The sequence below is a fragment of the Providencia sp. wls1922 genome, from assembly GCF_009706505.1.
Classification (GTDB): Bacteria; Pseudomonadota; Gammaproteobacteria; order Enterobacterales; family Enterobacteriaceae; genus Providencia; species Providencia lanzhouensis.
Genome location: NZ_WLUG01000115.1, coordinates 63,912 through 77,878 on the forward strand (window position 1 = coordinate 63,912; position 13,967 = coordinate 77,878).

General features: G+C 36.0%; 10 protein-coding genes. 8 read left to right on the top strand and 2 right to left on the bottom strand.

Features of this window, described 5'->3' with window-relative positions; translation table 11 throughout:
- Positions 1–222 precede the first annotated feature (222 nt).
- The 5 genes from GKR71_RS18065 to GKR71_RS18085 all read left to right on the top strand — a co-directional run bounded on the left by GKR71_RS18065 (position 223) and on the right by GKR71_RS18085 (position 5,896).
- Entirely contained in the window at positions 223–756 is a 534-nt protein-coding gene (locus GKR71_RS18065; protein ID WP_036951059.1) for a fimbrial protein, read from the top strand.
- Between the two features lie 149 nt (positions 757–905).
- Positions 906–3,380 carry a fimbria/pilus outer membrane usher protein gene (locus tag GKR71_RS18070; protein ID WP_154634662.1) on the top strand — a complete coding sequence of 825 codons (2,475 nt, stop codon included), beginning with the start codon at positions 906–908 and terminating at the stop codon, positions 3,378–3,380.
- 6 nt (positions 3,381–3,386) lie between these two features.
- Complete coding sequence (locus GKR71_RS18075) at positions 3,387–4,106, top strand: fimbrial biogenesis chaperone (RefSeq protein ID WP_036951062.1); 720 nt, start codon at positions 3,387–3,389, stop codon at positions 4,104–4,106.
- 9 nt (positions 4,107–4,115) lie between these two features.
- Positions 4,116–5,102: a fimbrial protein gene (locus GKR71_RS18080; RefSeq protein ID WP_154600022.1), complete on the top strand. Its 987-nt coding sequence runs from the start codon at positions 4,116–4,118 to the stop codon at positions 5,100–5,102.
- A gap of 140 nt (positions 5,103–5,242) precedes the next feature.
- Complete coding sequence (locus tag GKR71_RS18085; RefSeq protein ID WP_036951066.1) at positions 5,243–5,896, top strand: response regulator transcription factor; 654 nt, start codon at positions 5,243–5,245, stop codon at positions 5,894–5,896.
- Here GKR71_RS18085 and GKR71_RS18090 read toward each other — a convergent pair.
- On the bottom strand, positions 5,874–9,086 hold the full coding sequence (locus tag GKR71_RS18090; RefSeq protein ID WP_036951068.1) for an ATP-binding protein: 3,213 nt from the start codon (positions 9,084–9,086) through the stop codon (positions 5,874–5,876). The two genes, GKR71_RS18085 and GKR71_RS18090, sit on opposite strands and share 23 nt — an antisense overlap.
- 91 nt (positions 9,087–9,177) lie before the next feature.
- Complete coding sequence (locus GKR71_RS18095) at positions 9,178–9,513, bottom strand: helix-turn-helix domain-containing protein (protein ID WP_036951070.1); 336 nt, start codon at positions 9,511–9,513, stop codon at positions 9,178–9,180.
- Between the two features lie 1,045 nt (positions 9,514–10,558).
- Here GKR71_RS18095 and GKR71_RS18100 point away from each other — a divergent pair.
- The 3 genes from GKR71_RS18100 (at position 10,559) to GKR71_RS18110 (ending at position 13,881) form a co-directional block, all read left to right on the top strand.
- On the top strand, positions 10,559–11,536 hold the full coding sequence (locus tag GKR71_RS18100; protein WP_036951071.1) for a DUF1852 domain-containing protein: 978 nt from the start codon (positions 10,559–10,561) through the stop codon (positions 11,534–11,536).
- Positions 11,537–11,599: 63 nt separating this feature from the next.
- Positions 11,600–12,631 carry a methionine synthase gene (locus GKR71_RS18105; RefSeq protein ID WP_036951072.1) on the top strand — a complete coding sequence of 344 codons (1,032 nt, stop codon included), beginning with the start codon at positions 11,600–11,602 and terminating at the stop codon, positions 12,629–12,631.
- 221 nt (positions 12,632–12,852) lie between these two features.
- Positions 12,853–13,881, top strand: a complete 1,029-nt coding sequence (locus GKR71_RS18110) for an isoaspartyl peptidase/L-asparaginase family protein (RefSeq protein ID WP_036951074.1) — start codon at positions 12,853–12,855, stop codon at positions 13,879–13,881.
- Positions 13,882–13,967 lie beyond the last annotated feature (86 nt).

The window sequence follows — 13,967 nt, forward strand, 5'->3', positions numbered from 1 at the left end:
GCATTCGAAGTTACGCTCTAAATTTTAAGGATCTCCTTATATTTATCCTATCATTTAACGAATAATCTATGCTCACATTTTCGGGCACTATAATTCATTAGAGTTAATGAACATTACGCTTCCATTAAATTACTGTGGTATCAATATATTGATATCACGTTATTAACCTGCTAAGGCACAGTCTTAGCCTATTAAAATTAGTATTACATAAAGGATTTAAAAATGAAAAAGACATTATTAACCACTTCAATTATCGCATTAACTTTAGGTGCGGCGTCGACTGCATTTGCAGCTGATGTAGGAAGCGGCACAATTGAATTTAATGGCACAGTGAATACCGGTGCTTGTACTATTGCACCTTCTTCAGTAAATAAAGAAGTTCAATTAGGTTCTGTACCAGTAGCATCATTGAAAACAGCCGGAGCACAAGGTCCAAACGTTGACTTCACATTAGAATTATCTGACTGCGTATTAGATCCAACTGAAAGTGAGACAGATTATTCTAAAGTTAAAGTAAGCTTTACTGGCCAAATGGATACCGCTGGTAACTTATGGGCGAGTACAGGTACGGCACAAAACGTAGGTGTCTTATTCCAAAATGATGCTGGTCAAAGCATCAAAACTGGCGACACTATTACTCAAAATCTGAACGCAGGTGCAAATACAATTCACTTATCTGCACGCATGCAAGCATTAGGTCAAGCAACTTCAGGTTCTGTTAAATCAACTGTTGCATACGTTTTAGATTATCAATAATTTTTAATATTACTATTCATTGTAATAAACTTTAATTAGTAATTAATTTACTGGATATGCTACGCCTAAAATTCATAGCATATCCAGTTATTATTTAAATAAAAACCTATAACAATAATACTTTTTATATAATATTCCGGTCAATTAAAATGAACAAATTTAAACAAAACATAGTGACGAGTTTAATATCTAGCTTATTTTTATATTCAAACTATGTAAATGCAGACTCTGTTCAATTTAATCAGGATGCTTTATCTATTTCTGGCGATACAAATATTGACTTGAGTTCATTTGAAAAAAATCACTCACAGGAAGGCGCTTATTTTTCTAACGTATCAATTAACGGTAGAAGGACAAACTTTTTTGATAAAATTGACTTCTTTAATAAAGAAGGATCTATACAACCCTGCATTTCACAAAAAATAATAGACGTTATTGGCTTAAAAGAAGAGTTCATCAATAAAATACCAACATGGTCAGATGGCCAGTGCTATGATTTATCAGCACAGGACGATAATATTTCATCACTCTTTGATGATGAAAAGCAAGAACTTTCATTATCAATACCGCAAGCTTATTTCCTATACTCAGATGAAAACTGGGTGCCGCCTATGCAACGTGAAGTAGGCATTAATGCACTAGTATTTGACTATAATATAGTAGAAAACTACATAAAATATAAGAATGCTCAAGATACAAATAACTTAAGCTCATTTGGTGCTATTGGTACAAATATAGGACGTTGGAGATTCCGTAGTAACTATCAATTCCAAAAAGATTTTAATAATAGCAACAATGATAGTTTTAAATGGGTTCAAACCTATCTTTTTACTGATTTACCTGACTTATCAGCTAAGTTCTTTGTAGGAAAATATTATACAGCTAGCCAGATTTTTGATTCTGTACGCTTTAATGGCGTAAGTGTTTTCACTGACGACAATATGCTGCCATCAATTCTAAGAGGTTATGCACCAAATATAACCGGTACAGCAACCAGTAACGCGACTGTCGTTATTTCTCAGAATGGACGTATATTAAGCCAAGTAAAGGTTGCTCCAGGACCTTTTTCTATTGATAACTTGAGTTCTGCTTTATCGGGTACCTTAGACGTCAAAATTACGGAAGAAGATGGTTCTGTTAGAGAGTACCAAATATCATCAACTAACATTCCATTTTTAACTCGACCAGGTATGTTTCAATATAAATTAAATGCCGGTCGATTAGCACCAATGGGTGAAAATAATGTTGATAATGATTTTATTTCAACCGAATTTTCTTGGGGATTATTTAATAACTTATCCGTTTTTGGTGGTTTATTTTCAACATCAGATAGTGAATATATTGCTTATAATGCGGGTCTAGGTATAAACATGGAGCGCTTAGGTGCAATATCATTTGATATTACACAGTCTAAAAATCGCTTACATACTACAAATTCAAGTACAGGTGAAAGCTATAGAATCAATTATGCAAAACGATTCTCTAACTCCAGTCGACTCGATTTAACTGGATATCAGTTCTCAAATGAAGGATTCATGTCCGTTAATAATTTTATTTATACGAAAGGTAATCCATCGAACCATCATTTTCGCCAGAAAAATGTTTTTACAACATCATTTACTCAGCAAATACCTGATTTCAATGCTGATGTAAGCTTAAGTTATTCAAGAGAAAGTTATTGGAATGAACCTAAAAACAACGATACTTTAAGTGTATCGTTTAATAAAACAATTAAAAATGACTTTTTTGATAATGCGCTTTTATCATTATCAGTCAGTGAAAGTAGTTATGTGAGAGGAAGTAAATCTAAGCAGGCTTATCTTTCATTAAGTATTCCTTTTGTTGGCGAAAAGAATTCGCGATTACAATATTTTAGTTCATACAATGACCAAGATAAAAAATACAGTAATAATGTTAATTACCATACAAAAATCGATAGCAATAATTTAAGCCTGGGACTTTCGACAAGAGACTTTTTTGAAAATACAACGATAAACGCATCTGCATCTCGTGATACCCAATATGGGACAGCACAGATAACGGGTTCATTTGGTGATGATTATCGTACATTAAGCGGAACGCTAGATGGCTCATTAACAATTACAAGCCAAGGTCCTGTTTTACATAGAAGAGTCTATGACAATCAAGCAAGAATGGTGATTGATACCGATAATGCTAAAGATGTTTCAATCAATCAAAACGAGTCAATTACAAATAGATTTGGCTTAGCGGCAATTAGTAATGTGCCGACATATTACAAATCAACTCAATATGTTGATCTGAATAATATACCTGAAAATGTCAGTGTGGATGATAGCGTCATTGAATCAACTTTAACTGATGGTGCCGTTGGTTATGCAAAACTCAATACGATTATTGGCGAAAAAGCATTAATTACCATCAAGTTTCCTGATGGAAAAACACCACCGTTTGGAGCTTTAGTTTATGACTCAGCAAAAGATACCGTATTAGGTATGGTTGCTGAGAATGGTCAAGTTTATTTAACCGGAATTCAACCGAACCAAAAATTAATCGTTAAATGGAATGGTGGGCAATCATGTCAGTTAGTGACGGATAGCCAGATCATTCAAAATATCAATAATGTGATTTGTAATAAAGAATAAAATATTATGAAAAAATTTAAATTAATTATCAGTAGCTTATTACTAGTTAGTGCATATACACATGCATCAATTTCAGCAGACCGTACACGAGTCATTTATAATGAAGCCAGCAAAGGCGTTAGCATTGTTGTAGAAAATACTGACAGTAAAGACCCTTTTTTAGTTCAATCTTGGATTGAAGATGAAAATAGCCATAAAATTTCTGATCCATTAATAGCATTGCCATTATTGCAGCGTATTGAGCCCAATCAAAAGAAGCAAGTCAGGATCAGCACTACGAAAAATAATTTGAAAGCTCCAAGTGATAAAGAATCATTATTCTATTTTAATGTACTAGGAATACCGCCAAAAAGTGAACTAGAGAATGCGGTTGAAATTGTTATTCAATCTAGATTTAAACTTTTTTATCGACCAACAGGATTGAAAAAATACCCTGATAATAACTGGCAAAAAGAATTAAAAATTGAAAAAAGTGGTAATTCATTAAAGTTAACAAATCCAACTCCTTACCATGTTGTGATTATTAACATTAATGATAATGCGAGTAAAGTTGAAAATTTCCAAGAAATAGTTATTAAACCAAATAGTAATGCCAGCTACTCCTTGAATGATAAAAAAATAAAGTCATCCAACATGGTATTAACGTATATTGATGATTATGGAACACCAAAACTATTAAATTACACCTGCCAAAGTGCAACATGTTCATTAGTTAATGAAAAATAGGAAGAGATCATGACACCCTATTTTAATAAAGTAGTATCAATTATTATAATTTCGCTTTCGTTTTTAAGCTTTAATGCACTTGGAGCCGTAGCAAACTGCAAACCCGCGGCTGGTGGAACATCGATACAACAAGATATTAAATTTGATATTACAAGCAATAGTAGCGCTATAACAACCGGAACACAATTAGCGACTGCATTATCTTCTTTTATGTCTTTACAATGTGATTTTACAGGAAGCGTAGCTACACCTAATCACGTTTATTTTAAAAATGTTGTTCCTCAACAAACTAAAACACTATTAATAAATAGCGGCGTTACCGTTACTCAGCAAAGCGCAATTGGTGGGGGTACAATTGCAACAATTACCAACGCCAGCGTACCTAATATTGACTTAGGATATTGGAGCCAACCTTCAGTAGGCACTGCTGTAAATATTGGTATCATGTATAATTTTGCCGTCCTAAAAGGTAGTAATGCATTAAAACCATTTGATACAGGTAATTTTTTATTAGGTTATCATGAAGATTATCAAGGTAAATATATTGGTGCTCCTGTATATGCACATATCATTGGTAATTTAACGTTACTCTGCCCTACTCCTGAAGTCAGTGTGACTACATCAAATGGAGGAACTGTTGGCTTTGGTACTATTTCGCCAAAACAAATGAATGCTGGGGAAGTTGTCAGCCGTACATTTAATATAGGCATGTCAGTTCCACAAAATTGTGAAACAGGGTTAAATGTATCTGTTCGATTTGAACCAAATAATAATTCTATATTGGGAAATAAATACCTTGATATGGGAAATGGATTACAGACCGTAATTAAAAGTAATTCAACCGAACTCGAATTTAACCAAAATTATGCTATTGGCGAAATTAAACCGCAATCACCTGTAAATGTGCCATACACTGCAACCTTAAGTCAAATTAGCGGGCGCTCAATTACGTCTGGTCCATTTTCTAAAACAATACGTGTCGTAGTTTCTTATTAGTAATTCGAGGCATCTGTGATAACTGCGTTTTTATCATTAATGCCTTTCTTTAAAAATAGCCCTAAATAGACGATCGTTATTTGACATTTTTTGGGTGTTGCTGTACTAAGTACAAGTACACATAATAAGGAGTAACTTAGATGAAAAAGTTAACCTTAGCCTTAGTTGATGACCACCCGATTGTCTTATCAGGCTTAAAAGAAACACTATCCCAATCACACAACTTATCCATCGAAGGTGCATTTACCAGCGATGCTGAGTTGTTTTCTTTTTTAAATCACCATACTGTTGATGTCATTGTTACTGACTATATGATGCCCAATAACACGCAATCAAGTGATGGGCAAAATTATATCCAATTTCTACAGCGTAAATACCCAAATACAGCGTTAGTGGTATTAACGATGATATCTAACCCCATGATTATTCAAACGTTATACGATAACAATGTCAATGCGGTTGTCTCGAAGGAAGCGCCACTACCAGAGCTAATCAAAGCCATTACCTTAGCGGGTCAAGGAAAACAATACCGTCAACCTATTGCAGATTTAACGACAACAATAAAAAGCCGTAAAGCTTCGACCCTTGATGAAAGAGTGAAAACACTCTCGCCTCGAGAGTTAGAAGTATTGCGCTTATTTGTTCAGGGAAAACCGATTGTTGAAATCGCCAAATTGCTCAATAGAAGTGATAAAACCATTAGTCTGCAAAAAAATGCAGCCATGCGTAAATTAGGTGTTGAAAATAACCAAGCTCTAATCAGTTATTGCATTACACACCATTTGTTTGACTAAGCTTATTTAGCCAAAACGTTAATTCATCGCAAATCACTTTATAGGTATCGGCTATGTTTAAGTTTGGTTTTTCCATATTCAACAACTCTTCAAGCACGTGAAGTCTACTAGCAAGTTCACGCTGTTCCACGCTCACTAATGCGCCCCGAATACGATGTGACAGCTGTTTTACTGCCTCTATGTTATTATTTTTCACCGCTTCGCAAAGATCATGAATATCAACAGTAAAATGTTGAATAATATTATCTCGGTCATTGCTATCAAGTGGGTTAATAAATACCATAGTGGCAGAATCAGAGAGAAGCGTAGAAGAATAGGTAGGGAAGAAACGGTTGAATAATTGCGCTAAAGTATCTAGTTCAATTGGCTTAACTAACCAGGTATCCATCCCTGCGGCTAAACAGCGTTCTTCTTCATCCTTCAAACCATTTGCCGTAACACCAACAATCGGGCAAGTTTCACCTTCACTCCGCAGCTGTTTAGTTAACTCATACCCATTACGGTAAGGCATATTGACGTCAGTTAAAACAATATCAATGACTTCATTATCCCAAATAACTAAGGCCTCTTCGCCATCGCTAGCCATAAAGACTTCGCAACCAAGTAATTCTAACTGCTCTTGCAGTATAACCTGATTTATTGGGTTATCTTCTGCAACTAAAACACGCAATGAGTATTCATTCGCATAAGATGGTGTCTGTTGAATTGGACAGCTTAAAGGCAATATTGAATTTTCATCATTTTGCAGTAAAAAAAGCTGTTGATTTAATTCAGATAAACGGAAGCTTGCTTCATCACTTATCCATATTTTCCCTTGCCAATTTTTAGGCAATGAAAAGTTCTCGATTAAAATACTTACGGCAATGACCAATGATGAGTCTTCAGGCAACTCAGCCTCTGTGAAATAGACTTTTGCTCCCCAACGAGTTAGCCAATCATACACATTGTTGGTTAGTAGAGGATCTATTGTCCGCAGCCAAATATGTGAACCCGTTAAACTCTTCCAATGTATATTGTTGTGATCTAGTTCTAACGGCAATGTCACTTTAAAAGAGCTACCATGCATCAGCTCGCTTGCTACGCTGATTTCGCCCCCCATCAGCTTGACTAATTTTGAGCAGATAAATAAACCTAAGCCTGTTCCTCCGTAGGTATGGTCTCCAGAGTGTGCTTGATAGAAAGGTTCAAATAACTTTTCTTGTTCTTCTTTACTAATTCCAACGCCAGTATCGTTTACAAACAATATGATATTGTTATTGTCACCATTTTTTAATTCAATCGTCACTTTACCATGATGTGTAAACTTAATAGCGTTACTGACTAGGTTACCAAATATTTGTTGTAATCGTGCTGAGTCACCAATTCTAATGGCATAGATATTAGGATCAATAATGGCAAATAACTGAAGTTTCTTCTGTTGAGCTAGGCCTTGATATAACTGAACGGTTTGCTGTATTAAATCGAGTAGGTCAAATGACTGGTGTTGAATATGAATTTGATTGGCTTCTATTTTACTGATATCAAGAATATCCCCGATAAGATGCATTAATAAATGCGATGTTGTAGACATTCTATCAAGAAAATGTTTTTGCTTAGGAGTTAATGCTGTATTTTCTAATAATTCTAATGTCCCAATAATACCATAAAGCGGAGTTCGTATTTCATGGCTCATCGTGGCTAAAAAGGTTGATTTAGCTTGGTTAGCTTCTTCAGCTAAACGCTTAGCATGATTAAGCTGTGCTTCTGTTTCTGCTTGTATAGTGATATCAGTAAATGCACATAAAATAACTGGGCGTTGCTGATAATGGGTTGCAGTGCTAACAATATAGATAGCGTGCTTCCCTGATTTTAAAACAGTCGTAACCTGCTTCTGATCAGAAATAACACGGCGAAGTAATTCATTATATTCAATAGAATCATAAGGATGAGAAGTATCTGGAATTTTTAACCAGTGCTGAGCTAGTTCATTAGCAAAACGAAGTCCTAGTGTTTCTTTATCAATAACACAAAGCCCTATCGGTGTGGTTGCAATCAATGTTTGATTGAACTCTTCACTTTCTAAAATAACTTGTTGTGAATGTACCGCAGGCTGTAATATTTTTTTATGGTACCAATGTTTATAACCCCAGCCGCAGAAAATACTAAACAGAAGAGATATAACAAGGCTAATTGGCAACCATAAGTTATCTTCAAAAAATGCGGCATAACTAATTCGGTAATAGCCCACCCAATCTGTATTTTCAAAACTTAATTTCATCACCAAGCCATTTTGTGTATAAAAAATACCTTCTAATGGCTCAACAGGAACAGCTGACTCTCCCAATAATAGGCCAAAATCTTCATGCAAAAGCCAGAATTCATGCCTCAATGTTGGGTTTAACATTTTCTCTAGCATACTAAGATGATCTTTACTTAACAGAGAAACTGCATAAATATCTTTTGGTGAAAGATGAGCACTTTGCCACAAATCAGCATTGAAGCCTGCTGGAACAATGCCCATTAAATTATTTTTAAAATTTTCTGCTTTTAGCCAAATAACTGGGGGTTCTTGCTCGTCTTGTTTTATATCAGCAAACTGCTTATTTATTAATGATAAATTTTTTCTAACACTATCGGTTACTGAGCGAAATAATTCAGGCGAAATAGCCTCTCCCCCCATTAAAGTACCAACTGATGGAACGCTAATGCTAATATAGTCATGCTCGTTAACAAAAAATACAGCTGCGGCTGGATAGTATGAGCGCCCCCAAAATGTGGAGTAAAAATCTGCTAAATAAGCCCCTAATGAAAATAAAATACTCGGAACTCTGGAGCACTCTAAATTGGTTCCACAAGCTAAAGTGAATGGCATAGCAACGATAGACTCTTTACCTTCTAATAGTCTTAATGGCCATTCTTTCGGTAAAAATTGATCATTGATGGAGTAAGTTCGACTTTCAAGCAGTTCAGATAAATCTTGATTCTGTTTATTTAGTGCTTTTAAAAAAGTTTCTTGTTCAATCAAATAACCAATAAAAGATTTGAATTCAACTTCTAAACGCCTGGTTTCTTGCTGAACAATCCTATCAGCACTCCAAAATAATGTTGTGATTAATACAAATAAAAGAGGCAGAGTAACTGTTAATATACTATTAGTACGCCCAGAACTGCGCGTTATACGAGAAAAAGCAGTTGGTGATTTATTTGGCATCGTACTATTCTCTGCTATGATAGGGACAATCCAATATATCTATCATAATATAAAATAAGCCAAGTAAACAGAAAAGTTTTTACTTTAATATTTATACAATTGCAGATGTATAATAATCTTTTAAGTCATCTAGTTCCCAACCAAAACCATTTAAACCTGAAATATACATAGATAATTTAGGATGACGCCCAATTATATAGAATAACCGATTATAAAACTCAGGAAAATTAACTTCAATAATTAATAGATATTTGAATAACACATCAACTGTAAGCGCATTTTCACCACGCTCATATCTTGATAATTGTTGTTGACTAATACCTAACTTTTTTGCAACACATTCCCCGCTAATACCTTTTTCAATGCGATACTTTTGCATACACTTTCCTACCAGTTGACTGATATAATATAGTTTTTCTTTTTTCATGATAGATAACAACCTTAATGTCATAAATTAAATCTACTGCCTAGCGCCAAATTATACTAGGTTAGAATCCCGATAATATAAGGTATTCCTTATTTGATGGTCGACAAAGATAATGAATTGAAAACTAAGAATTTTATATTAATCAATTAAACAATATCATTACAAAAGCACAGTTCACCCTTTACTTATAAAGTATAGTAAATACGTAAGGCGAATATTAATGAAAAGTTTCAATCTTTCATACAACACTATATTTTATTTAAATATTCGTTAAGTACAACAACATATCATAAAAAATAATATTCTGTTTTTTTTAATTAAAAACCCTGCTTGCTTGTATATAAAAAATCACTTTTATATACATAAATAAAATAAGTCACTCAATCAAACACTAATAAAGAGTGATGATAAGTATTATTCTTACGCTTACAACGCTGAACTTTAGACTAAAAATACACCGGTATAGCTTTAAGCATTAAAATATAAACTAAATCAAGAGATAAAGCTGATGGTGTTCCAAAAAAGACTTTTATATGAATTTAATAAATAAAATTTACATATCACACCATAAAAGCATAGCTAGGTAAAAAAACCATTTTGACAAAAAGTGCGAAAGATTCCTTCACTATTTTCGTACCATAGTAAATACAATAGCTTAATTAATTATCAAAATAAAAAACTTCATATTACAATCATATTTTACTAGTAAAAGATTCAAAGTAGCAGACTAGAACATTAAGAATTCAATATTATTTAAATATAAAACTAATATTTTTGCCATCTGATCAGCTCAAAAAATGAATTGCATTAAATCGTCAACAAGCACATAGAGTCAAAGTGAAACCCATCTATTTACCTCCCCTCATCATGAAATTTCTTCATGTTCGAAGTGAAATTAAGTCGCTTTAACTCCCTGTCTCGCTCTGGCATAAATTAAACATATTAACTTACTGGCTACATAAAATTGATGAATGAGAAAACGTGCAACATCTCTGTAATCAAGAAATAAACGCCGTTTTCCTATTAGAGCTAGGATGCAAAAATCATGAATACAGAATTTACCTTTAATATTACGCGCAGCATTTTTGATGAAAATTACAACCCATCGGAAAACACGCGGATTACTACCAACTTTGCAAATTTAGCCAGAGGCAAAAGCCGCCAAGAAAATCTGCGTAACGCATTGTCGATGATCAACAACCGCTTCAATTCATTGGCGTATTGGGATAACCCTAAAAACGATCGCTATGCTGTTGAGTTGGAAATTATCTCTGTCGAGATGAATATCGAAGAAAAAGATAGCGCCTTCCCTGTCATTGAAATATTAAAAACCAGCATCATCGATAAAAAAACGCAGCAACGTATTGAAGGGATTGTAGGGAATAATTTTTCTTCCTACGTGCGGGACTATGATTTTAGCGTTTTACTTTTGGAACATAACAAAGACCAAGCAGAGTTTAGTATTCCTACTAAATTTGGCTGCCTGCATGGCAATATTTTTAAATCGTTTATTAATTCCAAAGAGTACAAAGCGAACTTTAATAAATCACCGGTGATCTGTTTAAGTGTCTCAAATAGAGATACCTACCATCGCACTGGGAATCAACACCCTATATTAGGTATTGAATATCAGCCAAGTAACGCTTCTTTAACGGAGCAATACTTCGCAAAAATGGGCTTACAGGTTCGTTACTTTATGCCAAAAAATAGCGTTGCCCCTTTGGCCTTTTATTTTACGGGAGACTTGCTGAGCGACTACAGCAACCTTGAGTTAATCAGCACTATTAGCACCATGGAAACGTTCCAAAAAATTTATCGTCCTGAAATTTATAATGCCAACACGGTAGCGGGTGAATGTTATCAACCGAGCTTAAATCAGCAGGATTACTCATTAACAAAAATTGTTTATGACCGTGAAGAGCGCAGCCAACTTGCCATTGAACAAGGTAAATTTACTGAAGAGCACTTCATTAAGCCTTACCAAACGATCCTTGAAAAATGGTCTGCAAGCTATTCCGTTTAATAAAAATCGGTCAATTTAATAAAATCGCGTATTTATAAAAAATAAAATAAAAGGTCACCTGCAATGAAAATATTATTACCTACTTCCACAGCCGGTAGCTTACCGAAACCATCTTGGTTAGCTGAACCAGAAAAGCTTTGGTCCCCATGGAAACTGAACAACGAAGAACTTATCACCGGCAAACAAGATGCCCTGCGTTTATCACTGGACGATCAATTACGTGCGGGTATCGACATCGTGAGCGATGGCGAACAAACTCGCCAACACTTTGTGACCACCTTTATTGAACACTTGAGTGGTGTGGATTTTGAAAAGCGCCAAGTGGTAAAAATTCGTGACCGTTACGATGCCAGCGTACCAACCGTTGTGGGCGCTGTTGCTCGCCAAAAGCCAGTATTTGTGGATGATGCTAAGTATCTTCGTCAACTCACTGACAAACCGATTAAATGGGCATTACCGGGTCCAATGACCATGATCGACACGCTCTATGATAACCACTATAAAAGTCGTGAAAAATTGGCGTGGGAGTTTGCTAAAATTCTTAACCAAGAAGCCAGAGAGTTAGAAGCCGCAGGTGTCGATATTATCCAATTTGATGAACCCGCATTTAACGTATTTTTTGATGAAGTCAATGACTGGGGGATCGCTGCCCTCGAAAGAGCCATTGAAGGACTGAAATGCGAAACTGCAGTACATATCTGTTATGGTTATGGCATTAAAGCCAACACCGATTGGAAGAAAACATTAGGTTCTGAGTGGCGACAATACGAAGAAGCTTTCCCGAAACTGCAAAGCTCAAATATCGATATCGTTTCACTGGAATGCCACAACTCCAATGTCCCGATGGACTTGATTGAGCTTATCCGTGGTAAAAAAGTGATGGTCGGTGCAATTGACGTGGCAACCAACACTGTCGAAACTCCGGAAGAAGTCGCCAATACATTGCGAAAAGCCCTACAATTTGTTGATGCAGACAAACTTTACCCATCAACTAACTGTGGCATGGCGCCATTATCTCGCGATGTTGCCAGAGGGAAACTCAACGCGTTAAGCGCAGGCGCAGAGATCATCCGAAAAGAACTTGGCGCAAAATAAATTACCCCAGATTTGGCGATCTCATCCATCGCCAAATCTCATCATTTTTAAACCCTTCATCGCCACTCACACCCTTTATTCGTATTTACTGAAAATCTCTGAAATTCTTTCAGCCATTATCACAGAAACCCTCTATCAATGTTGCTGTCTAGACATTTTCCCTCCTATACTTTTTTTGCTCAAAAAGTGACTAATAACAAAATAACTGGAAGGAAATAATCATGAAATTATCTCTACTAGGATGTTTATTGGCAGCTTCATTTTCTTTGCACGCTTATGCCGCAAGCGAGCCACCAATCCGATTAGTGATCCACGGGGGAGCCGGTACTATTACCAAAGACACCATTACTCCAGCACAAGAAAAAGAGTATCAAGAAAAACTGACCGAAGCCTTAGAAGCAGGCTATGCGGTACTCAATAAAGGCGGTAGTAGCCTTGATGCGGTACAAGCCTCTATTAATGTGATGGAAGATTCCCCGCTATTTAACGCAGGAAAAGGCGCCGTTTTTACCCACGAAGGCAAAAATGAAATGGATGCGTCGATTATGGATGGCAGCAACCGTAAAGCAGGGGCTGTGGCAGGTGTCACCAACATTAAAAACCCGATTAATGCCGCTTATGCCGTCATGACCAAAAGCCCTCATGTCATGATGGTTTCTAAAGGTGCTGAGCAATTCGCCGCAGAACAAGGTCTTGAAATCGTTGACCCATCCTATTTCCGCACTGACTTCCGTTGGCAGCAACTTCAAAAAGCCAAAGAAAAAGAGAAAGTGGTACTCGACCATGACGGTAAAACTGCCGCTCTCTTTATTGATCCAATGATGTATGACTACAAATATGGCACTGTTGGCGCGGTCGCTCTCGATAAAAACGGTAATATCGCCGCAGGGACATCCACAGGTGGCATGACCAACAAACGCTTCGGTCGCGTCGGTGACTCCCCTATCATTGGTGCAGGGAACTACGCTGACAACAATACCGTCGCCGTTTCAGCCACAGGCTCTGGCGAAATGTTCATCCGTACCGCAACCGCCCACAATATCGCTGCTCAAGTCAAATACAACAAAACGCCTATCGACCAAGCAGCCCGTAATGCACTGGATGAAGTCAAAGAGCTAAACGGAAGTGGCGGTGTGATTGTGTTGGATAAAACCGGTAACTACGCGATGGAGTTTAATTCAGAAGGGATGTACCGCGGAACAATCGGTAATGATGGTAAACCGCAAGTCGCGATTTATAAAAACGATTAAGTTCCTAGTATTTAAATTTGCTACACCATAAAAATACAAAAGCCCACCAATGTGGGCTTTATAAACGATATCTCTATAAGCTCGTC

Excerpts from the sequence above, each read along its gene's own strand:
- GKR71_RS18065 (WP_036951059.1), top strand. The coding sequence starts at position 223 with ATGAAAAAGACATTATTAACCACTTCAATTATCGCATTAACTTTAGGT.
- GKR71_RS18070 (WP_154634662.1), top strand. The coding sequence starts at position 906 with ATGAACAAATTTAAACAAAACATAGTGACGAGTTTAATATCTAGCTTA.
- GKR71_RS18075 (WP_036951062.1), top strand. The coding sequence starts at position 3,387 with ATGAAAAAATTTAAATTAATTATCAGTAGCTTATTACTAGTTAGTGCA.
- GKR71_RS18080 (WP_154600022.1), top strand. The coding sequence starts at position 4,116 with ATGACACCCTATTTTAATAAAGTAGTATCAATTATTATAATTTCGCTT.
- GKR71_RS18085 (WP_036951066.1), top strand. The coding sequence starts at position 5,243 with ATGAAAAAGTTAACCTTAGCCTTAGTTGATGACCACCCGATTGTCTTA.
- GKR71_RS18090 (WP_036951068.1), bottom strand. The coding sequence starts at position 9,086 with ATGCCAAATAAATCACCAACTGCTTTTTCTCGTATAACGCGCAGTTCT.
- GKR71_RS18095 (WP_036951070.1), bottom strand. The coding sequence starts at position 9,513 with ATGAAAAAAGAAAAACTATATTATATCAGTCAACTGGTAGGAAAGTGT.
- GKR71_RS18100 (WP_036951071.1), top strand. The coding sequence starts at position 10,559 with ATGAATACAGAATTTACCTTTAATATTACGCGCAGCATTTTTGATGAA.
- GKR71_RS18105 (WP_036951072.1), top strand. The coding sequence starts at position 11,600 with ATGAAAATATTATTACCTACTTCCACAGCCGGTAGCTTACCGAAACCA.
- GKR71_RS18110 (WP_036951074.1), top strand. The coding sequence starts at position 12,853 with ATGAAATTATCTCTACTAGGATGTTTATTGGCAGCTTCATTTTCTTTG.